General features: G+C 52.2%; 20 protein-coding genes. 12 read left to right on the forward strand and 8 right to left on the reverse strand.

The window, feature by feature from the left end; translation table 11 throughout:
* Positions 1–282: 282 nt before the first annotated feature.
* Positions 283–1,590 carry an anaerobic C4-dicarboxylate transporter gene (locus AC6R0L_RS16690; RefSeq protein ID WP_500629847.1) on the reverse strand — a complete coding sequence of 436 codons (1,308 nt, stop codon included), beginning with the start codon at positions 1,588–1,590 and terminating at the stop codon, positions 283–285.
* A 192-nt stretch (positions 1,591–1,782) separates the two neighbouring features.
* On the reverse strand, positions 1,783–3,234 hold the full coding sequence (gene aspA / locus AC6R0L_RS16695; RefSeq protein WP_500629848.1) for an aspartate ammonia-lyase: 1,452 nt from the start codon (positions 3,232–3,234) through the stop codon (positions 1,783–1,785).
* Positions 3,235–3,504: 270 nt separating this feature from the next.
* Here aspA and AC6R0L_RS16700 point away from each other — a divergent pair, with 270 nt between their 5' ends.
* The 7 genes from AC6R0L_RS16700 (at position 3,505) to AC6R0L_RS16730 (ending at position 13,000) form a co-directional block, all read left to right on the forward strand.
* Entirely contained in the window at positions 3,505–4,041 is a 537-nt protein-coding gene (locus AC6R0L_RS16700) for an FxsA family protein (RefSeq protein WP_500629849.1), read from the forward strand.
* 368 nt (positions 4,042–4,409) lie between these two features.
* Positions 4,410–7,001 carry an ExeM/NucH family extracellular endonuclease gene (locus AC6R0L_RS16705; RefSeq protein ID WP_500629850.1) on the forward strand — a complete coding sequence of 864 codons (2,592 nt, stop codon included), beginning with the start codon at positions 4,410–4,412 and terminating at the stop codon, positions 6,999–7,001.
* A gap of 128 nt (positions 7,002–7,129) precedes the next feature.
* Positions 7,130–7,714 carry an aminodeoxychorismate/anthranilate synthase component II gene (locus AC6R0L_RS16710; RefSeq protein ID WP_500629864.1) on the forward strand — a complete coding sequence of 195 codons (585 nt, stop codon included), beginning with the start codon at positions 7,130–7,132 and terminating at the stop codon, positions 7,712–7,714.
* A 505-nt stretch (positions 7,715–8,219) separates the two neighbouring features.
* Entirely contained in the window at positions 8,220–9,431 is a 1,212-nt protein-coding gene (locus tag AC6R0L_RS16715) for an aspartate aminotransferase family protein (RefSeq protein ID WP_500629851.1), read from the forward strand.
* Positions 9,432–9,552: 121 nt separating this feature from the next.
* The gene (gene astA / locus AC6R0L_RS16720) at positions 9,553–10,572 is read left to right on the forward strand and encodes an arginine N-succinyltransferase (protein ID WP_487903350.1); all 1,020 of its coding nucleotides are present in this window, start codon (positions 9,553–9,555) and stop codon (positions 10,570–10,572) included.
* Between the two features lie 59 nt (positions 10,573–10,631).
* The gene (astD, locus tag AC6R0L_RS16725) at positions 10,632–12,089 is read left to right on the forward strand and encodes a succinylglutamate-semialdehyde dehydrogenase (RefSeq protein ID WP_500629852.1); all 1,458 of its coding nucleotides are present in this window, start codon (positions 10,632–10,634) and stop codon (positions 12,087–12,089) included.
* 119 nt (positions 12,090–12,208) lie between these two features.
* Positions 12,209–13,000: a DUF1338 domain-containing protein gene (locus tag AC6R0L_RS16730; RefSeq protein ID WP_500629853.1), complete on the forward strand. Its 792-nt coding sequence runs from the start codon at positions 12,209–12,211 to the stop codon at positions 12,998–13,000.
* A 203-nt stretch (positions 13,001–13,203) separates the two neighbouring features.
* Here AC6R0L_RS16730 and crp read toward each other — a convergent pair whose 3' ends face one another.
* From crp to AC6R0L_RS16760, 6 genes are all read right to left on the reverse strand, one after another.
* On the reverse strand, positions 13,204–13,836 hold the full coding sequence (gene crp / locus AC6R0L_RS16735) for a cAMP-activated global transcriptional regulator CRP (RefSeq protein ID WP_004410522.1): 633 nt from the start codon (positions 13,834–13,836) through the stop codon (positions 13,204–13,206).
* 257 nt (positions 13,837–14,093) lie between these two features.
* The gene (locus AC6R0L_RS16740) at positions 14,094–14,963 is read right to left on the reverse strand and encodes a phosphoribulokinase (RefSeq protein ID WP_334554657.1); all 870 of its coding nucleotides are present in this window, start codon (positions 14,961–14,963) and stop codon (positions 14,094–14,096) included.
* 94 nt (positions 14,964–15,057) lie between these two features.
* Positions 15,058–15,270, reverse strand: a complete 213-nt coding sequence (locus AC6R0L_RS16745) for a YheU family protein (protein ID WP_500629854.1) — start codon at positions 15,268–15,270, stop codon at positions 15,058–15,060.
* A gap of 54 nt (positions 15,271–15,324) precedes the next feature.
* Entirely contained in the window at positions 15,325–16,305 is a 981-nt protein-coding gene (locus AC6R0L_RS16750) for a hydrolase (protein WP_500629855.1), read from the reverse strand.
* 4 nt (positions 16,306–16,309) lie between these two features.
* On the reverse strand, positions 16,310–16,900 hold the full coding sequence (locus AC6R0L_RS16755; protein WP_500629856.1) for a TIGR02444 family protein: 591 nt from the start codon (positions 16,898–16,900) through the stop codon (positions 16,310–16,312).
* Entirely contained in the window at positions 16,837–18,765 is a 1,929-nt protein-coding gene (locus tag AC6R0L_RS16760; protein ID WP_500629857.1) for an ABC transporter ATP-binding protein, read from the reverse strand. The genes AC6R0L_RS16755 and AC6R0L_RS16760 overlap by 64 nt, the downstream gene beginning before the upstream one ends.
* Before the next feature lie 226 nt (positions 18,766–18,991).
* On the opposite strand from AC6R0L_RS16760, the gene kefG reads away from it, so the two are divergent.
* From kefG to AC6R0L_RS16785, 5 genes are all read left to right on the forward strand, one after another.
* The gene (gene kefG / locus AC6R0L_RS16765; protein ID WP_500627546.1) at positions 18,992–19,636 is read left to right on the forward strand and encodes a glutathione-regulated potassium-efflux system ancillary protein KefG; all 645 of its coding nucleotides are present in this window, start codon (positions 18,992–18,994) and stop codon (positions 19,634–19,636) included.
* Positions 19,620–21,413, forward strand: coding sequence for a glutathione-regulated potassium-efflux system protein KefB (gene kefB / locus AC6R0L_RS16770; RefSeq protein WP_500629858.1), 1,794 nt, complete (start codon positions 19,620–19,622; stop codon positions 21,411–21,413). Before kefG ends, kefB begins: the two co-directional genes overlap by 17 nt.
* A gap of 103 nt (positions 21,414–21,516) precedes the next feature.
* Complete coding sequence (locus AC6R0L_RS16775) at positions 21,517–21,711, forward strand: YheV family putative zinc ribbon protein (RefSeq protein WP_334554646.1); 195 nt, start codon at positions 21,517–21,519, stop codon at positions 21,709–21,711.
* Between the two features lie 97 nt (positions 21,712–21,808).
* Entirely contained in the window at positions 21,809–22,393 is a 585-nt protein-coding gene (gene slyD, locus AC6R0L_RS16780; protein ID WP_487903342.1) for a peptidylprolyl isomerase, read from the forward strand.
* A 146-nt stretch (positions 22,394–22,539) separates the two neighbouring features.
* A complete protein-coding gene (locus AC6R0L_RS16785; RefSeq protein WP_500629859.1) occupies positions 22,540–23,481 on the forward strand; it encodes an isoaspartyl peptidase/L-asparaginase family protein in 942 nt (313 codons plus the stop codon).
* Positions 23,482–23,631 lie beyond the last annotated feature (150 nt).

The raw sequence follows: 23,631 nt of genomic DNA on the forward strand, positions 1-23,631 counted from the left end.
AAATTTTCATGGAAAAATCGCTAGGGTATTCAAGTGAAATAGTTGGATTTCTATGCTGGTTTTTGGATTTTTTTAGAAAGAGTGAATGGATTTAATAGCGGCGTAAATAAACGCTGGGAATTTTATTCAATCGCTTTGGTTAACGAGAAGGTTTTATTAATTAACGCTACTTTGATGTCAATCAAAAACCGTCTGTGATCTGTGATTTTTTATTCAGTGCAAAATAAAAGGGAACGCTCGGCTCCCTTTGTATCGAATTATTTTTATGGCGTCTTATTGAGACTAGATCAGTAGACCGCCAAAGGTAAAGCCGAGTGCCACCGCCGAGGCAATGGTCACCACACCAGGAATAAAGAACGGGTGGTTAAACACGTATTGGCCGATGCGCGTTGAGCCAGTGTCATCCATCTCAACCGCGGCCAACAGCGTTGGGTAGGTCGGCAGTACGAACAGGGCACTGACGGCGGCAAAGGACGCAACGGCAGTCAGCGGCGCGACACCAATCGCTAGCGCGGCAGGCATTAGCGCCACTGTGGTCGCGCCCTGTGAGTAAAGGAGCATAGAGGCAAAGAACAGCACCATCGCCAGCATCCAAGGGTGATCAGACAAGAGATCGCCCGCCAGCTCTTTGATTTCTGCCACGTGCGCATTGACGAACGTTGAACCAAGCCATGCAACACCCAGTACGCAGACACACGCCGTCATACCTGAGCGGAAGGTTGCGGCTGATGGGATTTTCGCAGCATCGATTTTGGTCACCAGCACAATGGCGGCGGCCGCAGCCAGCATCACAGTCATGATGGCTTCGTTACGGCCAAGCGCAGGGTCTTTAATTAGGCCGACTGAGCCTGAAATCGCCGCTGCGTAGCAGACAACAAAGCCAATCGCGGCCAAGAAAATGTAGGTCGCGGTTTTTGCTGTTGGCAGGATCTCGCGTTGCGTGTCGCTGCTCAGTTTGATCAACCCTTTTTCCAAACGCTCTTGGTAGATAGGATCGTCTTTAAGCTCTTTACCCATGAAGTTGGCGACAAACGCACCAATCATACAAGCAATAAAGGTGGTCGGAATGCAGACCGCCAGTAGCGTGAGGTAGTCCACGCCCATTGGCGCCAACATCGCCGCGAAAGCCACGACCGCCGCTGAGATTGGCGATGCGGTAATCGCAATTTGCGAGGCTACGACGGCAATCGACAGCGGACGAGAAGGACGCACGCCTTGGCCTTTTGCCACTTCAGCAATCACAGGCAAGGTTGAGAACGCCGTATGGCCAGTACCCGCCATCAAGGTCATTAAGAAGGTGACGATCGGTGCGTAAAAAGTGATACGTTCAGGGTGTTTGCGCAAAAAGTTTTCCGCTACTTGAACCAGCCAGTCCATACCACCGGCCACTTGCATGGCGGCAATCGCGGTAATCACTGACATAATGATTAAGATAACGTCAACTGGAATGAACGCCTGACTGGTGGGCACGCCCAACACCAAAGACAGGGCAATCACACCCGCACCACCGGCAAGGCCGATGCCAATCCCGCCGATTCTTGCTCCCAAGTAAATGAAGAGCAGAACAACAATGAGCTCCACTGCGACCATAGCTATATCCTCGTTTAATGTTTAACGTTTGATTTTGATTATCTAATGCTTCGCGCTGCTGAGAGTCGGCCAGCGGCATGAAGGTTTAGATAATCACTGCGTTTTGTTTACGTTGTGTGAGAGTAATCCATAGGAAAAGTGTGGTTACCGGATGCGTGCCTAAAAAAGGGCCCGCAGGCCCTATTTTTGCGCTTACTCGTAGCGCTTGGCTTTATACGTTGGACGCATGAAGTTTTCAACCGAAAGAATGTCATCCAGCTCTTCTGGCGTCAGCAATCCACGCTCTAGCACCACCTCACGCACGCTCTTACCGGTTTCAGCACAAATCTTACCGACGATGTCGCCTTCGTGGTGGCCGATGTATGGGTTGAGGTAAGTGACGATACCAATCGAGTTGTAGACGTAGTTTTCGCACACTTCTTTATTGACGGTAATGCCGTCGATGCATTTGTCGCGCAAGTTCACGCACGCGTTAGACAGAATCGAAATCGACTCAAACATGCTTTGGGCAATCACTGGCTCCATCACGTTAAGCTGCAATTGACCGCCTTCTGCCGCGAAAGAGATGGTGTTGTCGTTACCCAGCACTTTAAAGCAGACTTGGTTGACCACTTCAGGCACCACAGGGTTGACCTTAGCAGGCATGATGGAAGAGCCCGCTTGCAGCTGTGGCAAGTTCAACTCGTTTAGACCTGCGCGAGGACCAGAAGAGAGCAAGCGCAAGTCGTTACAGATTTTAGATAGCTTCACCGCTAGGCGTTTGAGCGCGCCGTGCGTCATCACGTAGGCGCCGCAGTCTGAGGTGGCTTCAATCAAATCTTCCGCAGGGACCACATCAAGACCGGTCACTTGTGCTAAGTGTTTGACTGCCGCTGCTTGATAGCCCGGCGCCGCGTTGAGGCCAGTACCGATGGCTGTTGCGCCTAGGTTCACTTCGAGCAGCAGCTTTGAGGTGTACTCAAGCGCGCGGATCTCTTCGTTGAGCGTCACCGCCCAAGCGTGGAACTCTTGACCGACCGTCATTGGCACCGCGTCTTGCAGCTGAGTGCGGCCCATCTTGAGGATATCTTTGAACTCTTGGCTCTTAAGCTCGAACGCACCTTTGAGGTATTCAATCGATTCAATCAGTTTGTGCACGCTGTTGTACACCGCAATGCGAAAACCGGTTGGGTAGGCACAGTTGGTCGACTGGCTCTTGTTGACGTGGTCATTTGGGTTGATGAAGTCGTACTCGCCTTTTTCCTTGCCCATTAATTCGAGGGCGATATTGGCGATCACTTCGTTGGTGTTCATGTTGACCGACGTGCCCGCGCCACCTTGGTAGACGTCTGATGGGAATTGGTCCATGCACTTGCCGGTTTCTAGAATCAAATCACACGCTTGGATAATGTAATTCGCCACATCCTTTGGAATTACACCCAGCTCTTTGTTGGCCAGCGCCGCGGCTTTTTTGGTCATCACCATACCGCGGACGAAATCCGGCACGTCGGAGATGGTCATGTTGGAGATGTTGAAGTTTTCAATCGCACGTAGGGTGTGGATGCCGTAGTAAGCGTCGGCAGGGACGTGACGCTCACCCAATAAATCTTCTTCAAGACGTGTTGCAGGGGAAAGTGCCTTAGTGGCATCGGTTAGGGTAGCCATACAGGATCCTTAGAGTATTATTCTGATAATAAAGTTAAATGCTAGCCATTCTGTAGTCTAAGAATCCATTCATCAGAATTTTGGGCTATAAATCCGTCCTGACTTATGTGGCACATCATACTGCACCTAGCGCATAAAAATAGTAACTTGATCACCTTTTTTATATTTATTTACTGAAAGTTTCATCGTGAGAGGTAAACACTTTTTTACCGCTTAGATTTGTGCCAGTGCAGGCTTTGCGCGTACACTGAGGGCAACAAAGGAGGGCGTGTGTTTCCTATCTTACTCTTACTATTTATCATCGTACCTATTATTGAAATCGGCCTGTTTATCCAAGTGGGTGGGTTTCTTGGTTTATGGCCGACCATCGGTCTGGTGCTGGTCACCGCGTTTGTCGGCGCCTCTTTAGTGCGCAGCCAAGGCGTTGCGACGTTACTGTCGGTGCAGCAGCGCCTCGCACAAGGCGAGCTTCCCGCGCAGCAGATCATGGAAGGCGTGATGCTGGCGGTGGCGGGTGTCTTACTGCTCACTCCCGGTTTTTTGACCGACGCATTAGGCATGTTGGTATTACTGCCGGCGCCCCGTGCCATGATCGCCAAAACGCTGATGAGCAAAATGGTGATTCGCTCAGTAGGTGGTCAAAGTGGTTTTGGTCATGACCCATTCTCTCACGATCCCTTTTCTCATCAAGACCCTTTCCATCGTGACGGAGCTTCGCCGTTTGAGTCTGACTCGACACAGGGGAAGACGTTTGAAGGTGAGTACGAACGCAAAGACGATGAGAACGACAAGCCAAAATTAAAATAGGGTCTTGGCTCTGATGATGAGCGCCTGCGGGCGCTTTTGTTGTTTTTATGGGCCGCTTGCGTGTTTGTTTAGGGGCTGCTTGCGTGCGTAGACGGGCGTTGATTGGTGGGGCTGTCAACGAATTGTTCCTAGAATCATCCGCTTAATCGCATCTTTGCAACAGCATGCTTTCCTGTTTTGTTGAAAAGTTGACCACACTTCCGTTATTCATCGTCTCAATGAGATCTGCTTCTCGTTGTAATGATTCCTATATTTTTGTTTCATAAAAAACATCAACACTTGTCGTGCTTTATAGGTCTTTTCTCATACGAAAAGTGATATGGAACGCGCTTTCTCGCATCGAACAGAAAGCATGCAAGGGAAACACGATGAGACACACATTCACACCCAGTTTACTGGCCGCCGTGGTGGCCAGTGCCTTATCTGCGCCGGTAGCCGCAGATATTTTGCTCTCGCAATATGTCGAGGGAAGCTCAAATAACAAAGCCATCGAGATCGCCAATACTGGCGAGGAAGCCGTCACGCTGACCGGTTTCCAACTTGCCAAATCCACCAACGGCAATGGTGAGTGGGGCGCCACACTCGATTTGGACTCCGTCACCCTCGCGGCGAAAAGCGTGTGGGTGGTGGCGAACTCACAAGCCTATGCCGAAACACGAGCCGTGGCGAACGAAATCCACGGTATTGCCAGCTTTAATGGTGATGATCCTATCGCACTGCTCTATGAGGGGAATGTACATGACATCATCGGTGTGATGGGCGATGTGAGCTTTGGTGAAAACGTCACCCTAGTGCGCGCTAGTGAAGCCATGACGCCCTCAAGCAGTTATAACGCCAGCGACTGGGTGGCGCTCGGAACGGATGACATCACAGGTCTTGGTGTATTGGATGGCGCACAGCTGCCGGAGCCTTTTGCCTGTACTCAAGATGGCGCAGAGCCAAGCTTTACTGACATTCAAACCATCCAAGGGGAAGGCAGTACGTCGCCCTTTATTGATGGTTACCCATACATCACCGCTGAGAGCTATTTTGTTCAAGGGGTGGTCAGCGCTGTCACCACTGGGCTCACAAAAGGTTTCTACCTGCAAGCACTGAGCGATGATGGCAATCCGCTCACTTCCGAAGGTCTGTTTGTGTACACCAATCAGTCCAGCTCCGATCTCAATGCGGGCGATGTGGTGTGTGTCCAAGGTCAGGTGCAAGAGTATTACAATCTCACTCAGCTTAAAGCGAGCGACTGGGTGAAAACGGGCGAGCAAGCCGCGCCTGTGGCGGTCGATATCACGCCTATTGAGAGCGATCAGAGTTTTGCCCAAACGCTAGAGCGTTACGAAGGCATGCTGGTGCGCACCTCGGCTGAACTGGATATGCGTGTGACGCGCACTTTTGGTTATGATTACGCGGCGCGTCGCAACAATATGGTCTTGGCGCACGAGCGCATCAATATGCAGCCTAACCAAGTCTTTGCGGCTGGTTCGCCAGAGGCGTTAGAGCAAAGTGCAAGTAACGCGGCTCGCCGACTGTTTGTCGAATCGGATCAAAAAGCCGCGGATGGGCAGATCCCGTATTACGTCGATTTTGGCCGCACTGACGTCGATCAAGATGGCTCCACCGAGGACTACATTCGTATCGATGACACCGTCATCGGTCTAGAGGGCGTGCTGAGCTACAGCTACAACGAGTATCGCTTAATCGCGACCAACTCGCTCAGTGCGGAGAATTTTGTCCATAACGATCCACGCACCGATACACCCGAGCTGAAGCAAGGCGACTTGCGTATCGCGACGTTCAACGTACTCAATTACTTTAACTCCCCATTCGGTGGTGATAGCAACCCATTTGGCGACAATCGCGGCGCCAATAGCGATGAGGAGTTTGAGGTGCAGGAGGCGAAAATCCTCAATGCCATTTTGCGTTTAGATGCCGACATCATCGGTTTGATGGAGATCGAAAACAACGGCTTTGGTGAGGGCGGGGCGATTCACCGCTTAGTGCAGGAGATCAATGCGCGCATCGAGAGCAGGCGCGACCAATACCGCTATGTCGCGATTGACAGCAATGGTGACGGCAATGAGGACGGGCAAGACTTTGTGGGCACCGATGCGATTACCACGGGTGTGCTCTATCGGCCGAAAGTGGTCAAGCTCAAACAAGCCCGTGTGATTGCCATGCCTTCTCAGCAGGCACCAGAAGTGCTGGATGACAAGGGTAAAGTGATTGAAGATGGCAAGAATTACCAACGTGACTCTCTCGCGCCAACGTTCAAAGTACGCGGCACCAAAGAGACCATCACGGTGGCCGTCAACCACTTCAAATCGAAAGGCTCTAAATGCTGGGAAGACGCAGCGCCGATTGAGCAAGGCGGTCAGGGTGGCCAAGATTCCGATTGGCAAGGGTCGTGTGAGCAGTTCCGCGTCGCGGCGGCCGTCGCGCTCGGTGATGCGCTGCAGGCCATCAAAGGACACAAAGTCATTTTGGGCGACCTCAACGCCTACGGGATGGAAGATCCACTCTTGGTGCTGACCGATTACACCCCAGAGAAGTACGCGAAAACCATCACCGCGGCACGCAATACCGTGATCAATGGTGAGGAGCAGTTTGGCGATCAAGGTGCGGTGATCACCCACAACTACGGGTACATCAATGCGGTCGCGAAAGCGCATCCAGAGAGCTGGAGCTACTCGTACAATGATGAAGTGGGCGCGTTGGACCACCTGCTGATAAGTCCAAGCCTCAACAAACACTTTGTCGATGCGACCGATTGGCACATCAACGGTGGCGAGTCGACGCTGTTTGATTACAACCAAGAGTACAAAGGGGATCTGCCGACCTATCGCGATCACTACCGCTCGTCGGATCATGATCCTGCGGTGCTAGAGCTCAATATGGCAGGCTCGTTTGGCCTTGGCGCGTTGGCAGGCTTGTTTGGTTTGGCGTTATGGCGCAGAAGAACCCACTAAGGGTTCGCAACACATCAACTTCTGGCCAGCGTTTGCTGGCCTTATTTTTGCGCTTTTCCCTTGCCTTTCTGGCATGGTGTTGCACAATACCGCCCCAGTGAAAACCAACCTATGTGTCATCGTCACTCATGCTACTGATCATCGACAATTACGACTCGTTTACCTACAACCTCTACCAATACTTTTGTGAGTTGGGCTGTGAGGTGTTGGTGCGCCGTAATGATGAGATCACGCTTGAGGAGATTGAGGCGCTGTCGCCAAGCCATTTGGTGATTTCTCCCGGGCCATGTACGCCCAATGAAGCGGGGATTTCCCTAGCGGCCATTCGCCACTTTGCTGGTAAGTTGCCGATTCTCGGTGTCTGTTTGGGGCATCAAGCGATTGCCCAAGCCTTTGGCGCCAAGGTTGTGCGGGCGCGTCAAGTGATGCACGGCAAAACCTCTCCCATTATCCATACGGGTAAGAGCGTCTTTAAAGGGCTCAATAACCCCCTGACGGTGACGCGCTATCATTCGCTGGTGGTCGAGGCAAACAGCCTGCCGAGTGAGTTTGAGCTCACGGCTTGGACGACACTCGCCGATGGCAGCATGGATGAGATCATGGGCTATCAACACCGCACTCTGCCGATTGACGCGGTGCAGTTTCACCCGGAATCGATCAAAACCGAGCAAGGGCATCAGCTGCTGGCGAATTTCCTGACGCGCATGGTTTAACGCGCATGATTGAATGCGCATAGTTTAAAACTGTCTTCAAATCGGTCAGCAAGCCGCGTGCAACACTCGTCTCTTGTCCCCTGTGCTGAAAACCGCACTCAGATCACTTTTCTTAACATTTCTTTCATAACTTGCCGTTTGCATAGCGAGTGAAAAACTATTCGCTAGCCAAGTGGTGCTCTGGGCTCGCGCCTTGTTGCGTCTAGGTTAAACCCCTGCTTATCTTTGTTATAAGAATAAATTGCTTCATAAAAGGGGTGGCATCGTGCATAAATACTCAAGCTCAATAGGGTTTTGCCTCCTATGGCGCGTCTAAAAAGAATAAATCACTATTGAAATGGTTAATTAATTGTAAATACAATGCTGTGATGGCTGATATGCAAAACATTCTTTTTCTGTCTCGATTGGTAACGTGATAAGCGAAAGTCGTGAGCGACACCAATGAACGAAACGAAGAGATATCGAGCAACAGCGATCCAGTGAGCAGTATCGAGAGGGAAAGACGATGACAACTGAAGTGAACGTAGAACGCGGTCTGTTTGATGAGGTGATGGTGCCTTGTTACAACCCAATGGAGATGATCCCAGTGAAAGGCGAGGGTGCTCGCGTGTGGGATCAGCAAGGTAATGAGTATATCGACTTTGCAGGGGGGATTGCTGTGAGCTGCTTGGGGCATTGTCACCCTGCGATGGTGAAGGCGTTGACCGAGCAAGGTCAAAAACTGTGGCATCTGAGCAACGTGATGACCAATGAGCCGGCGCTGCGTTTGGCGAAAAAGCTGACCCAAGTGAGCTTTGCCGAGAAAGTCTTCTTTGCTAACTCAGGCGCAGAAGCCAATGAAGCGGCGCTCAAACTGGCGCGCCGCGTGGCAGCCGATAAGTTTGGCCCTGAAAAATCGGAAATTATTGCTTTTAAACAAGGCTTCCACGGCCGAACGTTCTTTACGGTAACGGTTGGCGGTCAAGCGGCTTACTCTGATGGTTTTGGTCCGAAACCGGGCGATGTCACGCACTTACCTTACAACGATGTTGAAGCCCTGAAAGCGCACATCTCAGATCGCACCTGCGCCATCATGATGGAGCCACTGCAAGGCGAAGGCGGGATTATCTCGCCAACGGACGAGTTTGTTGCGACGGTGCGCGAGCTGTGTGACAAGCACAATGCGCTGCTGATTTTCGATGAAGTACAAACCGGCAACGGCCGTACTGGCAACTTCTACGCCTACCAAGGTTTGGGCGTGACGCCGGATATTTTGAGCACAGCCAAATCACTTGGTGGCGGTTTCCCGATTGGGGCAATGCTGACCACTAATGCGCTCGCGGAGCACATGAAAGTGGGCACGCATGGTTCGACGTACGGCGGTAACCCGCTGGCGTGTGCGGTCGCTGAGGCCGTGGTTGATATCGTTAGCCAACCAGACACATTGGCGGGCGTTGCAGAGCGTGAAGCCCTGTTCCGTGATGGTCTGAACAAAATCAATGCCAAGTACCACCTGTTCGACGAAATTCGCGGTAAAGGCCTACTGCTTGGCGCTGCACTGAATGAGCAGTGGCAAGGCCGCGCTCGTGATGTTCTGGTCGCCGCAGGTAAAGAAGGCCTGATGGTACTGGTCGCCGGCGCTAACGTCGTGCGCTTCACGCCATCACTGGTGATCACCAAAGAAGAGATCGAACAAGGTCTCGCACGTTTAGATAAAGCCATCGCAAGTTTGGTTTAGGTTTTGTGAGTGCCTAGTTTCTAGTTCCTAGTTCCTAGAGTGAGGGCTGAGTTGAGCTCTTTTTCTCTAGGAACTCGCCTCTAGGAACTAGGCACTTATATCGCATCAGGAGGGAGTATCGATGCTGGTTGTTCGCCCTATTTCTATTTCGGACTATGACGCGTTGCACACATGCGCGGTGGAGTCTGGTCACGGATTTACTTCTCTACCCGTCAACGAAGAGCTGTTGACGAACCGCATTACCCATTCCGAATACAGCTTCGGCAAAGCCAATGTGACCGAGCCCGGTGACGAAGGCTATTTGATGGTTGGGTTTGACAGCGAGACGGGGGAAGTGGCCGGGTGTACCGGAATCGAAGCCTCGATTGGCTGGGATGTCCCGTTTTACTCGTACCACATTAGCACCATTGTTCACTCATCCCCCAAACTGGGCGTGAATAACGTGGTGAAACTGCTCACGTTTGGCAACAACTACACCGGATGCAGTGAGATTTGTACGCTATTCCTCAGACCCAGTTTCCGTGGCGGGCTCAATGGTCGTTTGATGTCGAAGTGTCGTTTTTTGATGATGGCCGAGCATCCGCATCGCTTCTCGACAACCGTGTTTGCCGAGATGCGCGGTGTCTCTGATGAGAACGGCAACTCGCCATTTTGGCAATGGCTACAAGAGCACTTCTTCTCGATTGATTTCACCATGGCGGATTATCTTACCGGGATCGGTAAAAAAGGTTTCATTGCCGATTTGATGCCTAAGCTGCCGATTTATATCAACTTGCTCAGCAAAGAGGCGCAAGCGGTGATTGGCCAAGTGCACGAGAACACCAAGCCGGCGCTGCGCCTTCTAGAGAAAGAGGGTTTCACCTGTCGTAACTATGTCGACATTTTTGACGGCGGCCCAACGGTTGAGTGTGAGGTGCGCAATATCGAGTCGGTGCGAGAATCGTTTCGAGCCAAAGTGAGCATCTCTGAACACGCCAGTTCTCAGGATTACCTGATTGCTAACACCTCATTTGAGAACTTCAGAGCCACCGCCGCCAAAGCGGCGTACGACAAAGAGTCGGGTTCGGTCATCCTAGCGCCAGAGGTGGCGAACGCGCTGCAAGTCGGCGATGGTGACTACGTGCGCATGCTGGCTCAGTAATAGCCAGCCCAGCGATAGTCAGCCCAGTAATGGCAGTAGAATTGGACAAGGAAAACAACATGACTCATTGGATTGCAGGAGAGTGGCTGGCCGGACAAGGCGAGCCGATGAATTCAACCAGCCCGTATAATGACGAGGTCATTTGGCAGGGTGACAGCGCGTCCAGCGCGCAAGTCGAAGCGGCGGTCAGCGCGGCGAGAAACGCCTTTCAGACATGGAAAAAACTCAGCTTTGCGCAGCGCGAAGCCATCGTGCTGGCGTTTGCTGAAAAAGTGAAAGAGAGCAGCGAGCAGATAGCCGAAGTGATTGCTAAAGAGACCGGCAAGCCGTTGTGGGAAACGCGCACAGAAGCCGCGGCCATGGCGGGCAAGATTGCCATCTCTATTCGCGCTTATCATGATCGCACAGGCGAAAGTACCCGCGAAGCGGCGGGTAACCAAATTGTGCTGCGCCATCGCCCGCTGGGTGTGATGGCGGTGTTTGGCCCGTATAACTTCCCGTGTCATTTGCCCAATGGCCACATTGTTCCAGCGCTGCTGGCGGGCAATACCGTGGTGTTCAAACCGTCAGAGCAAACGCCGCTGACCGGTGAGCTAGCGATGAAGCTGTGGCAACAAGCTGGATTGCCTGCGGGCGTGATCAACTTAGTCCAAGGGGGCAAAGAGACGGGCATTGCGCTAGCAGAGTCGAAAGGCATTGATGGCCTGCTGTTTACTGGTAGCGCCAATACAGGTCACCTGCTGCATCGCCAATTTGCCGGTCAGCCAGACAAGATGCTGGCACTGGAGATGGGCGGCAACAACCCTATGGTCATCAGTGAGCACTATGGTGAGCTGGACGCGACGGTCTACACCATTTTGCAATCGGCCTTTATCAGTGCCGGGCAGCGTTGTACCTGCGCGCGTCGTCTCTATGTGCCTGTGGGCGACAAAGGCGATGCCTTGGTCAATCGCTTGGTTGAGGCCACACGCAAGCTGCGTGTCGATCAGCCGTTTGCAGAGCCAGCGCCTTTTATGGGCCCACAAATTTCGAAAGCTGCGGCACACTTTATCCTTAACGCACAGGCGAACTTGCAGAGCCTTGGTGGTGTGAGCTTGGTGGAAGCGAAAGCGGGCGAGGCGGCGTTTGTCACTCCGGGGATTATTGATGTCACGGCCATCGAAGCGCTGCCAGATGAAGAATACTTTGGCCCGCTGCTGCAAGTGGTGCGTTATCAAGGTCTTGAGCGCGCGGTTGAGCTGGCCAATGACACCCGCTTTGGTCTCTCTGCTGGGCTGGTGTCCACCGATGATGATGAGTGGGCCTACTTTGTTGACCACATTCGTGCAGGGATCGTCAATCGCAACCGCCAATTAACTGGGGCGAGTGGCGATGCGCCGTTTGGCGGACCGGGCGCCTCGGGCAACCTTCGCCCAAGTGCTTACTACGCTGCGGATTATTGCGCTTACCCTATGGCGTCGATGGAAGGCGAGCACACCTTGCTGCCTGAGACGTTAAGCCCGGGTGTAGAACTGTAAGACGCACCTTGGGCTCGCTTGGAGCCCAAGGTGTTCGACTCATTGCTAGGTTTGTGATTAAGCCATTCTTTTAAAGAACTAGCTTCACGATTCAGCTTCACGATTAACATGGAGACGTTATGACGCCTGCTCAACTGTTCGATTTACTGTGGCAAGACTATATTTCCCGTCTATGTCCTCAAGCGGCCAAGGTTCATCAGCTTTTAGAAGAAGATGAGCCGCTGATCAATGACCATATTGCGCTGCGTACCTTTAACATTGCGCCGCTCGGTATCGAGACATTGGCTGCGCCATTTATTGCGCTGGGTTACCAAGCGTGCGGTGACTACCTGTTTGAGAGCAAACACTTGGTCGCCAAGCACTACGAGCACGCCGATCCGACGTTGCCAAAAGTGTTCATCAGTGAGCTGAAAGTCGAAGAGTGCTCAGCGCCGCTGCAAAGCATTGTCAGCAAGCTGGTGGCACAAGTGGAGGTATCCGCACTGCAAAGCCATGAGTTTTTGTATGCGGGCCGTTTGTGGGATCTCAGCTATGAAGATTTTCAAACCCTCGCCCAAGAGAGTGAGTACGCAGCATGGCTTGCGGCGCACGGCTATGGGGCCAACCATTTCACCGTAAGCGTTAATCAGCTCAAGGCATTTGACGAGGTCGCGGCGGTGAATGAGCACCTGCGCCAAGCGGGCTTTGTCATCAATGAGTCGGGTGGCGAAGTGAAAGGCTCACCAGAGGTACTGCTTGAGCAATCGTCCACCATGGCAGACAGAGTCGAGGTGAGCTTTAGTGACGGTACGCAAGTGATCCCAGGTGGCTTCTACGAATTCGCCAAACGCTATCCGATGAGTAATGGTGAGCTCTACCCAGGGTTTGTCGCAGCGTCAGCGGATAAGATATTTGAGAGTACGAATGGGTAGGGAGTGCCTAGTTGATGGGAGTGCCTAGTTCCTAGTTACTAGTTCCTAGAGGGGGCTGGTGAAATGGGTGATGGGTAATAGGTAGTGGGTGATGGGAACTGGGTACTGGTAAATAAAAAGCCACCGCTGGTAGACAGGGTGGCTTTCTTAATCTTTAAAGGTTTTCTCTAGGAACTCGTCACTAGGAACTCGCCTCTAATACCCTATCGCGTGCCGTAGACGACGATGGTTTTACCGTGGGCGGAGATCAGGTTTTGCTCTTCAAGCATCTTCAAGATACGGCCAACGGTCTCGCGTGAACAGCCGACAATCTGACCGATCTCTTGACGAGTGATCTTGATTTGCATGCCGTCTGGGTGCGTCATGGCATCTGGCTGCTTCGCTAGGTTAAGTAGCGTTTGCGCGATGCGGCCTGTCACGTCTAGGAAGGCGAGGTCACCGACTTTTTGGCTCGTCACTTGTAGGCGGCTTGCCATTTGCGCAGATAGACGCATTAGGATGTCAGGGTTGACTTGGATAAGCTGACGGAACTTCTTGAATGAGATCTCTGCAACTTCACAAGGTGATTTAGCGCGAACCCAAGCGGTACGCTCTTGATCTTCTTCAAATAGACCAAGTTCACCGATAAAGTCACCTTGGTTTAGGTAAGAAAGGATCATTTCCTTACCTTCTTCGTCTTTAATCAGTACCGCCACAGAGCCTTTGACGATGTAGTAAAGCGTCTCTGCTTTCTCACCGGCGTGGATCAATGTGCTTTTTGATGGGTACTTATGAATATGACAATGTGACAGGAACCACTCTAATGTTGGATCGGTTTGAGGTTTACCTAGAACCATAATATCTCACTTCCTCTGCAGGGTACGCTTGCCGCTTTCCATTTTTGTCGCGCCAGTAAAAGGCGCGAAGCCTTGAACAAGGCTTTTTAGGATAAGAGCACTTATTCAATGCTGCAAGCCATCTTTGTTTCGGTTACAAATAGTAGCCTTTTTCAAAAGGGATTTCTTGATTTTAATCGTGTCAAGTTGGTGATTGTTTACGCAAAAATGTGCACATGATCACGGTATGACAAGTAAACGGGTCTTAGGACTGATCGCTAGCCAATTTTACCCGTCTCGATAAGCTGCTGTAGGATAGGTCTGACGATGAGCTCCATCGCAAAACTCATCTTACCCCCCGGCACGACAATGGTGTTGTGGCGCGACATGAAAGAGCCATCAATCATAGCGAGCAGATATGGGAAGTCGACCTGTTTGATGCCGCGCAGGCGGATCACCACAAAGCTTTCATCTAAACTTGGGATGCCTTTAGCGTTAAGTGGGTTGGACGTATCGACGGTCGGCACGCGTTGGAAGTTGATGTGGGTACGCGAAAATTGCGGGGTAATGTAGTTGAGGTAGTCGTCCATCGAGCGGACAATCGAGTCCATTACCGCTTCGCGTGAGTGACCGCGATCGCGCGTGTCACGGACGAATTTTTGAATCCACTCCAAGTTCACAATCGGCACCATGCCAATCAAAAAGTCGACGTGTTGGGCGACGTTGACCTCACCATCCACCACGCCGCCATGCAGTCCTTCGTAGAACAGCACGTCAGAATTTTCCGGCAAATCTTGCCACGGCGTGAAGGTGCCCGGCATTTGATTGTAGGGCACGGCTTCATCGAAGGTGTGCAAGTAGCGACGAATTTGCCCTGTGCCTTCATTGCCATACTGCTTAAAAAACTCAGACAGGGCAGGGAAGTCGTTCGCCTGCGGGCCAAAGTAGCTGATGTGGCGTCCTTGCTCGCGCGCTTTGCGGATCTCGACATCCATTTCTGGGCGCGTAAAGCGGTGGAAACTGTCCCCTTCCACCCAAGCCGGTTTCACGCGCATCATGTTAAACATTTTGCGAAACGCTTCAGAGGTCGTGGTTGTGCCCGCACCGGAAGAACCCGTTACGGCAATAATGGGGTGTTTTGCTGACATGACAAACCTTGTCTTATTCCTTGTCAAATGATGACCAATATAGCATGTTCTATTGATTGATCACGGTATGGTGTTTTTTAACGCACTGGAAATATTAAAACTTTGATTTGAGTTGAATATCCACGCTCTCATGCAGCTCTGAATAGACCACCACCGCTTCACCACTCACCAAGCTCTGACGGATCTGGGCGATTTTCTCGTCAAGAGAGATTTCCTGCTCGCCATAGTCCGTCCCTTCACGCAGTACAAATTCACGGATCAGGTTGTCTAGGGTGTCAGGGGCGATCTGTTGCCAAGGGATGATCATAAATACCTCATTCATTTATGATGAAAGTTGAAGGCGGCTATTATGCCGAAATGGCTAACGATTCGAAACGCTTAGGGATTCATAGTACGCCGGCAACGCCTCTTCTAACCAAAAGCGCGGCTTGATGGCGCTGCCAGTGAGAAAACCAACGTGGCCGCCTTGATCGAACAGGCGGTAGTCGATGTTGTCGGGCAGGACAAATTTCGGGATGACGTCGGGCGTCATAAACGGGTCGTCTTTGGCGTGGATGATTTGTGTCGGCAGGCGGATCTCTTTCAGGCGGTGAATCCCAGAGCAGCGCTGGTAGTAGTCTTGCGCGTCTTTAAAACCGTGGAGGGGAGCTGTGATGAGGTCATCAAACTCCATCAGTTTAGTGACCCGTTTGATGCTTTGATAAGAGAGATCGAGCTCGCCTTTTAACAGATGATGTTTACGCAGCGCGTTTTTCTTAAGTGAGGAGAGCAGGTAGGTTTTGTAGACCTTGGAGAAACCCTGCTCGATTCGCTTGGCGCAGGCCGACAAATCCAAAGGCGCGGAGACGATGGTTGCCGCGTCAAGCAGTGGCTCATCGCGGTAGTCGGCTAAGTAGTTCGCCAACATGTTTCCGCCTAGAGAGATGCCGACCGCGACTTTGGTTTGATCGGGAAACAGGTGGTTGAGGTGGCGTAAAAAGTGGCGAGCATCCTCGGTTTCGCCTGAGTGATAGGCGCGCGCGGTGTGGTTAGGTTTCCCGCTGCAACCGCGAAAATGCATCATCACGGCGAGCCAGCCCTGAGAAGAAAACGCGTGCATCAATCCGTTGGCGTAGGGGCTGTAAAAACAACCTTCTAAGCCATGAAATAGCACAAAAATGGGTTTGCGCACGGCGCTCTCTTGTTGCCAATCTTCGCTCCAAGCGAGATCGAGAAAGTCGCCATCGGGCGTATCAAGCGTTTGCCAGATAGGCTCAAACAAGGCTTTTTTGCGAATCAGGCGCGGAGCCAAGGTTTGCAGGTGCGGATTGGTGAGTCCTTTCGCGGCGGTAAAATGTGTCATAAGCCTATCCCTTGCTCGCTTCTGTATTTGGCGGGTTGCCGACAGTCGGATACCAATCGGTATGCAGCGCGGCGTAGAGGGGCTCAGCATCCTGCTGCCGACAATAGTGCAAGGTGAGTGGTTCGCCTTGATTCTCTTGCAGTGTGAGCGTGTTGACGCCAGTGAGCAAATCGATCTGCTGCTGTTTTTCTAGCTCTAGCTCGAATTGCAGTGCCTCGCGGTAGAGCGTATCGGGCGCGCCAAGTTTTAACTTGCGGCGCAGCTCTCGATAGCTTTGCAGCAGAGGTTCACATCGCGCCAGGCTAGCGTGCAGCGTTGCCCAGCCCTGCTCGTCAAAGGTGAGCCTCTGCTCATCTAACCAGCGTACCAGCAGCAGTAAATTGACATTGCCACCATAGCGGTTTTGCATACTAAGACAGGCGTCTTTCACTTCACGCACGCTGTAGTATTGCAAGCAGAATGCCCACAGCTCGTCGTGTGACAGGCGCGCGGCTTGCGCGCTGTCTTGCGATGCTTGTGCTTCGGTGGTCTCTACTGGCTCGCGTCCGTGAACGCCGCTTCCATCTGTTCGAGTTGTTCTTGCCCTGCCATCCATTCCATTTCTACCTCCTCAAGCTCAGCTTTGCAGCTTGCTTGAGTCGCCAATACTTGATTAAGTTTAGCCTTATTTTCTGCTTCATACAGGCTGTTGTCAGACAGCTGTACTTCAGCGTCATTGAGCGCTTTACCCAACTTATCCATTTTTTCTTCGAGTTTTGTCAGAGTTTTGCGAAGAGGGGCGGTCTGCTTACGAAATTCTGCTTCACGACGCTTTTGCTCCTTTTTGGCGGCTGCGCTGTTGGTGGTGCTTTTTTCAGGTTGAGCGTCTTGCGCGTCACGCCTCTCTTGTTTTTGCTGTTCCGTCAGCCATTTATAGTAGTCATTGAGATCGCCATCGAAGGGCGCGACTTGTCGGTCGTGCACCAAATAGAGGTCGTCGGTGGTGGCGCGCAACAAGTAACGGTCGTGAGAGACGATGACCATCGCACCCTCGAAGGTTTGCAACGCGAGGGTCAGCGCTTCACGCATATCGAGATCGAGGTGGTTGGTCGGTTCATCGAGCAGCAGCAAGTTCGGTTTTTGCCACACAATCAGTGCCAGCACCAAGCGTGCTTTTTCGCCGCCGGAGAAGGGGGCGACTTTTTCCAGTGCCTTATCGCCTTGAAAGCCAAAGCTGCCAAGATAGTTACGCAGCTCTAGCTCGTTTTTATCGGGGGCGATTTGCATCATGTGCTGCAATGGCGTCTCTTCGGGATGCAAGGTTTCAAGCTGATGTTGGGCAAAGTAGCCAATTTTGACCCCTTGTGAGTAGGTCAAATCGCCACCTTGAGGCTTGAGCTCACGCGAGAGCAGTTTGATCAGCGTTGACTTACCGGCGCCGTTGCGCCCGAGTAGACCAATCCGGCTGCCAGGAACCAGGTTGAGACGAATTTTGTCGAGGATTAAGGCATCGCCATAACCGGCACTGACCTCATCCATCATGATGATTGGGTTAGGCAGCGCCAACGGCTCACGGAACTCAAAGCTAAACGGGTTATCAAATTGTGCCGGCAGGACTTTCTCCATGCGCTCCAACGCCTTAATGCGGCTTTGTGCTTGACGCGCTTTGGAGGCTTTGTAGCGGAAGCGGTCGATGTAGCTTTGCATGTGTGCCATCTGTTTCTGCTGCTTCTGAAATTGCGCTTGTTGCAGGATCAGTTTTTGCGCGCGCTGCTCTTCAAATGACGAATAGTTACCGGTGTACTCATTCATCGTCTGATTCTCGATATGAATGATGCGACCGACAATCGGATCGAGAAAGTCTCGGTCGTGAGAAATCAAGATTAAAGTACCCGGGTAATTTTGCAGCCAGCGCTCAAGCCACATCACGGCATCCAGATCCAAATGGTTGGTCGGTTCGTCGAGCAGCAGCAAGTCAGAGCGACACAGCAGCGCCTGCGCTAAGTTAAGGCGCATCCGCCAACCACCGGAAAACTGAGTTAAATTCCAGCTCATCTGCGCTTGGCTAAAGCCTAAGCCATCGAGCAGCTCCGCGGCGCGCGCTTTAATGCTATAGCCGCCAATGGTTTCGATTTTGCCGTGGATCTCAGCGACGAGCGTGCCGTTGTCTTTCTGCACCGCTTCGGCCAATTGCGCTTCCAGTGCACGATACTCGCGGTCACCATCAATCACATACTCAAGGGCGCAGCGCTCTAGCGCGGGCGTTTCCTGAGCGACCCAAGAGAGTTCCCAGTGGGCGGGTTTAGTGAAGTTTCCGCCATCGATGGAGAGTTCGTCTTTGATCAGCGCAAACAGTGTGGATTTACCACAACCGTTTTTGCCGACTAGGCCGACTTTGTCCCCCGGATGAATCGTCGCCGTAGCGTGTTCAAGCAGGGGTTTGCCGCCGCGCAGCAATTCGATGTCAGAAAAGGTGATCATAATGTTACCCGTTGGGTTCTCGCGATGTGGACTGGTCTTGCGTCGCATAGTAGGGGGATTGGCGTAAAAAGTCGATCATTGCGTCGGTGTTGCTGGCGTATGTGTTGTTTCGGGTTGCGCTTTTCTTGGGCCTATTGGTGGTGTGAATTGATTGATTAGCATTGAGAAATAGCAGCGAACCACGTATTGTCAAAGGCAACAGAGAAGAATGGATGGTGATTCACGGATGGAACTGTCATCGACCCCCACGTCTAAGCAGACACTTAAGCATAAACCTAAAGTGCTGGTGCTGTACGCGCACCCAGAGTCGCAAGGTTCAGTGGCCAATACGATCATGCTTAAGAAAATAGCCTCACTTGAGCACGTTACTGTGCGCGATTTGTACGCGCACTATCCTGAATTCTTTATTGATGTCGCTGCTGAGCACCAATTACTGCTCGAGCACGATGTGATTGTCTTTCATCACCCTCTTTATATGTACTCTTGCCCGGCGCTGCTCAAAGAGTGGATCGATCGTGTGTTAAGCAAAGGGTTTGCCTTTGGCAAAGGCGAAGCGCTCAAGGGCAAGGTGTGGCGCAGCGTGATCACCACCGGTGGTCATTTTGATGCGTACGCCAAGTCGGGCTACAACCGCTATCCACTGTCGGAGATTTTGCAGCCGTTTGAGTTGACGGCCGCCTTGTGTCAAATGGAGTGGATTGAACCGCTGGTGCTTTATTGGGCGCGCAATGTGACTGACTTGGAGCGTTATCAACATGCCGAAGAGTACCGTCAATGGCTCAACGATCCGCTTGCTCCGATGACTACGGGGCCCGAGCTGAGCGAAGCGAAAGCGCGCGCACAAGGGGGGCAAGATGGCTCTGGAAAGTGATTTTCTGCAAAGTAGCGTGATTTTCCTGACCGCTGCGGTGGTGGCGGTGCCACTGGCTCAGCGTTTAGGCCTGGGCTCTGTGCTCGGTTATCTGTTGGCGGGCGTGGCGATTGGTCCTTGGGGACTGGGGCTGATTAGTGATGTGGAAGCGATTCTCCATTTTGCCGAATTTGGTGTGGTGCTGCTGCTGTTTTTGATAGGCCTTGAGCTCAATCCCAAAAAACTGCTGAAAATGAAAGGGCCGATTTTAGGCTTGGGCGGCGCTCAGGTGGTCTTGACTACGCTCGTGTTGGCGAGTATCGCCAATCTCTTTGGCGTGAGTTGGCAAACCAGCGTGGTGATCGGTATGGGGCTGGCGCTTTCGTCTACTGCCATCGCCTTGAAAGTGATTGAAGAGCAAGGGCTAGGCGGCAGTGAAGCCGGGCAGTCAGGGTTTGCGGTGCTGCTGTTTCAAGATATTGCGGTGATCCCTATGCTGGCGGTGTTGCCGCTTCTGGCTGGGCACACCAGTGGTGATTGGCTCAGCGCCGTGTGGATGGTCGGCGGTGTGATAGGTTTGCTGGTCGGTGGTCACTATTTATTGCGCCCTTTGTTTCGCTACATCGTATTAAGTGGTGTTCGAGAGTTGTTTACCGCGTGTGCCTTGCTGCTGGTGATCGGCATTGCTTTGTTGATGCAGTCTTTGGGGCTATCAATGGCGCTCGGGACCTTTCTTGCGGGCGTGCTGCTGGCAGAAAGTGAATACCGCCATGAGCTTGAGATAGCGATTGAGCCGTTTAAAGGCTTGCTGCTTGGGCTGTTTTTTATCGCCGTTGGCATGGCGGTCAACCTTGGTTTGTTGGCGCTAGAGCCGTTGGCGGTGCTGATATCGGTGATTGGCCTGGTATCGATCAAAGGGCTGGTTTTGTACTTGCTGGCTAAGGCGTCGGGCAGCCGACCCAAAGCGCGCAGTAAAATGGCGGCGATTTTGAGTCAAGGTGGTGAGTTTGCGTTTGTGATTTTTACCGCTGCGAGCAGCCAAGGGTTGTTGAGTAAAGATCAAACCGCCTTTTTATTGGTGGTGGTCAGCCTCTCTATGGTCACCACGCCTTTGCTGTTGATGGCGCAGAACAAGTGGTATGCACGCGGGCTCAATACCTCAGGTCAGTCGGCGCAAAGCGACATCATCAACAAACGTCCGCGGGTGATCATTGCCGGTTTTGGGCGCTTCGGGCAGATTGTGGGCAGGCTGATGTACGCCAACAAAATCAAAGTGACCGTATTGGAAAGTGACGCCAGCCAAATTAAGCTACTGCGTAAATATGGCTACAAGGTGTTTTATGGCGACGCGACGCAACTGGATTTACTGCGAGCCGCCGGCGCCGACAAGGCGGAAGCGATGATCATCTGTACCGACTCACCGGATGAGATCATGAAGATCGTTGAGCTTTGTCAGCGCTATTTTCCGCACCTAAAGCTGCTTGCTCGTGCACGCAGCCGAGTGGAGGCGTATCAGCTTCTCAGTCACGGTGTAGACAACTATTCGCGCGAAACCTTTTTGGGCGCGTTAGACTTGGGGCGTCAAGCTTTGGTTGAGATGGGCATGCACCCCTATCAGGCCAAACGTGCTGAGGCGCACTTTAGAAAGTTAGACAATGCGATGCTCAAAGAGCTTCTGCCGCAGCACAATGAAGATAAGCAGCTGGCGCTCAGAGCCAAAGAGGCGCGTAAAGAGCTGGAAGAGATTTTTGGTCGTGAGATGGAAAGCGATCAGCAATCGAAAAACTACTGGGATTGAGCCCATCAAGCTCTACACTCCCCATAACCCATAACCCATAACCCATAACCCATAACCCATAACCCATAACCTATAACCCTACAAACCCAATAACAAGAGCACCATGAAAAAACGATTTATCGCTGGGGCGAGTTGCCCACATTGCCAAGCTCAAGATACCCTGCGCTGGTGGATAGAGAACAATATTGAGTGGGTCGAGTGCGTGGAATGCCAGCACACCGATCAACGAAAACCGCAAGAGGTGGAGAAAACGCCCCATGCTGGTCAAGATATGATCGGTATTTTTAAGCCAGATTGATTGAGTTTATAAAAATCATCCCCATAATGTCCGCTTAGACGACACTATTTTACGGAGCGTTTGTGTTGCTCCGTTATTCACTCTCCTTGGAGTCATTATGAAAATCGAAAAGAACGTAGTTGTAAGCCTTGCTTACCAAGTGAAAATGGAAGACGGCGTTGTCGTTGACCAATCAACTGCCGATGCGCCACTAGATTACCTACACGGTAACAACAACCTGATCACGGGTTTGGAAACTGCGCTTGAAGGCAAAGAAGCAGGTGCGAAGTTCTCTGTGACGGTTTCACCAGAAGAAGCGTACGGCGAGCATAATGACGCATTGGTTCAGCGCGTTCCTGCTGACGTATTCCAAGGTGTGGATCAAATTGAAGTGGGCATGCGCTTTCTAGCAGACACTGACCAAGGTCCTATTCCTGTCGAAGTGACAGAAGTAGACGGTGATGAAGTGGTGGTTGATGGTAACCATATGCTTGCGGGTCAAACACTGACGTTTGATGTGGAAGTGGTTGCGCTACGCGAAGCGACAGCGGAAGAGATCGAGCACGGTCACGTACATCAAGCAGGTGGCTGTGGTCATGATCACGACCACGATCACGAAGGCGGCTGTTGTGGCGGTGAAGGCCATGACCATGGCGAGAAAAAAGACGGCTGCTGCGGTGGCGGTGGTTGCGGCTCGCATTGATCGCAAGTGCCTAGTTTCTAGTTCCTAGTTTCTAGAGGTGGGCAGAGAGGCTAAAAAAAGCTAACAGGAGCGTGAGTTGAGTGATCAACTTGCGCTTTTTTTGTTGTTTGGGGATAGGGTGACTGAGCAACATCAAGGAGAAAAGAGTGAATTCACCGATTTCAATCGCCATACATGGCGGGGCTGGGACCATACTGCGAGAGCAAATGAGCGACTCACTAAAAGCGGCCATATTGTCTGATTTGGAGAGCGCGGTGCGCGCTGGGCACCGCTTGTTAGCGGCCGGTGGCGATGCGCTTGATGCGGCGGTCGCGGCGGTGAAAGTGCTGGAAGATTCTCCGCACTTCAATGCTGGGAAAGGCTCGGTGCTGACCCACAAAGAGTTTGTCGAGATGGATGCCTCAGTGATGCATGGCGGCCAGTGTGATGCTGGCGCGGTGGCGGGGGTGCGCCATATTAAAAACCCGGTAGAGCTTGCACGCTCGGTGATGCAGCAGAGCGACCATGTGCTTTTGATTGGAGAGGGCGCGGAAGCGTTCGCCTTTGAGCACGGCTATGCCTATACCGAGCAAGATTACTTTTTTACCGAGCGCCGCTATGAGCAGCTTCAGTCGATGAAAGAGAAAGGGATGTTTGCCCTGTCGGAGTCGCGCTATCCGGATGACAACAAGTACGGCACGGTCGGAGCGGTGGCGCTCGATGCCAACGGTAATTTGGCAGCGGCAACCAGCACCGGCGGTATCACCAACAAGAAGTATGGCCGAGTCGGTGATTCTGCGCTGATTGGCGCGGGCACGTACGCGGAAAATGGCGTCGTGGCGGTCTCCACCACGGGAATGGGCGAGTACTTCATTCGCAAAACCGTGGCCGTTGATGTCGCGGCGCGTATGCGCTATCTCAAAGAGAGTGTCCAGCAAGCCAGCGACAGCATCATTCAAGGGGAGCTCAAATCGTTAGGTGGAGAAGGTGGCCTGATTGCTCTCGATGCGCACGGGCAAGTGCACTTTGCCATGAACAGCTCAGGCATGTATCGCGCTAGTATTGATGCCGCGGGTAATTTATGTGTGAAAATTTACGCCGATGAATGAAAGCCGCCACTGACTGTGAGTCAAAATGGATAATAGGATCTGAAAATCTCGTTGCGTACCAGAGCACTAGCGGGGTTTCCTTTGGGATGATTAAAAAATGACTGCACGAAGTGTGATTCGGTGCTAGAATCCTTTTTTAACTAGCAATCA

It is taken from the genome of Vibrio sp. R15-SG3-ISO1A (assembly GCF_059833955.1).

Bases quoted from the DNA above. Each gene is read 5' to 3' on its own strand.
- astD (WP_500629852.1), top strand. From the start codon at position 10,632: ATGACTCATTGGATTGCAGGAGAGTGGCTGGCCGGACAAGGCGAGCCG.
- AC6R0L_RS16750 (WP_500629855.1), bottom strand. From the start codon at position 16,305: ATGACACATTTTACCGCCGCGAAAGGACTCACCAATCCGCACCTGCAA.
- slyD (WP_487903342.1), top strand. From the start codon at position 21,809: ATGAAAATCGAAAAGAACGTAGTTGTAAGCCTTGCTTACCAAGTGAAA.
- astA (WP_487903350.1), top strand. From the start codon at position 9,553: ATGCTGGTTGTTCGCCCTATTTCTATTTCGGACTATGACGCGTTGCAC.
- AC6R0L_RS16775 (WP_334554646.1), top strand. From the start codon at position 21,517: ATGAAAAAACGATTTATCGCTGGGGCGAGTTGCCCACATTGCCAAGCT.
- crp (WP_004410522.1), bottom strand. From the start codon at position 13,836: ATGGTTCTAGGTAAACCTCAAACCGATCCAACATTAGAGTGGTTCCTG.
- AC6R0L_RS16730 (WP_500629853.1), top strand. From the start codon at position 12,209: ATGACGCCTGCTCAACTGTTCGATTTACTGTGGCAAGACTATATTTCC.
- AC6R0L_RS16710 (WP_500629864.1), top strand. From the start codon at position 7,130: ATGCTACTGATCATCGACAATTACGACTCGTTTACCTACAACCTCTAC.
- AC6R0L_RS16740 (WP_334554657.1), bottom strand. From the start codon at position 14,963: ATGTCAGCAAAACACCCCATTATTGCCGTAACGGGTTCTTCCGGTGCG.
- AC6R0L_RS16715 (WP_500629851.1), top strand. From the start codon at position 8,220: ATGACAACTGAAGTGAACGTAGAACGCGGTCTGTTTGATGAGGTGATG.
- kefG (WP_500627546.1), top strand. From the start codon at position 18,992: ATGGAACTGTCATCGACCCCCACGTCTAAGCAGACACTTAAGCATAAA.
- AC6R0L_RS16690 (WP_500629847.1), bottom strand. From the start codon at position 1,590: ATGGTCGCAGTGGAGCTCATTGTTGTTCTGCTCTTCATTTACTTGGGA.
- AC6R0L_RS16760 (WP_500629857.1), bottom strand. From the start codon at position 18,765: ATGATCACCTTTTCTGACATCGAATTGCTGCGCGGCGGCAAACCCCTG.
- aspA (WP_500629848.1), bottom strand. From the start codon at position 3,234: ATGGCTACCCTAACCGATGCCACTAAGGCACTTTCCCCTGCAACACGT.
- kefB (WP_500629858.1), top strand. From the start codon at position 19,620: ATGGCTCTGGAAAGTGATTTTCTGCAAAGTAGCGTGATTTTCCTGACC.
- AC6R0L_RS16705 (WP_500629850.1), top strand. From the start codon at position 4,410: ATGAGACACACATTCACACCCAGTTTACTGGCCGCCGTGGTGGCCAGT.
- AC6R0L_RS16755 (WP_500629856.1), bottom strand. From the start codon at position 16,900: ATGGATGGCAGGGCAAGAACAACTCGAACAGATGGAAGCGGCGTTCAC.
- AC6R0L_RS16745 (WP_500629854.1), bottom strand. From the start codon at position 15,270: ATGATCATCCCTTGGCAACAGATCGCCCCTGACACCCTAGACAACCTG.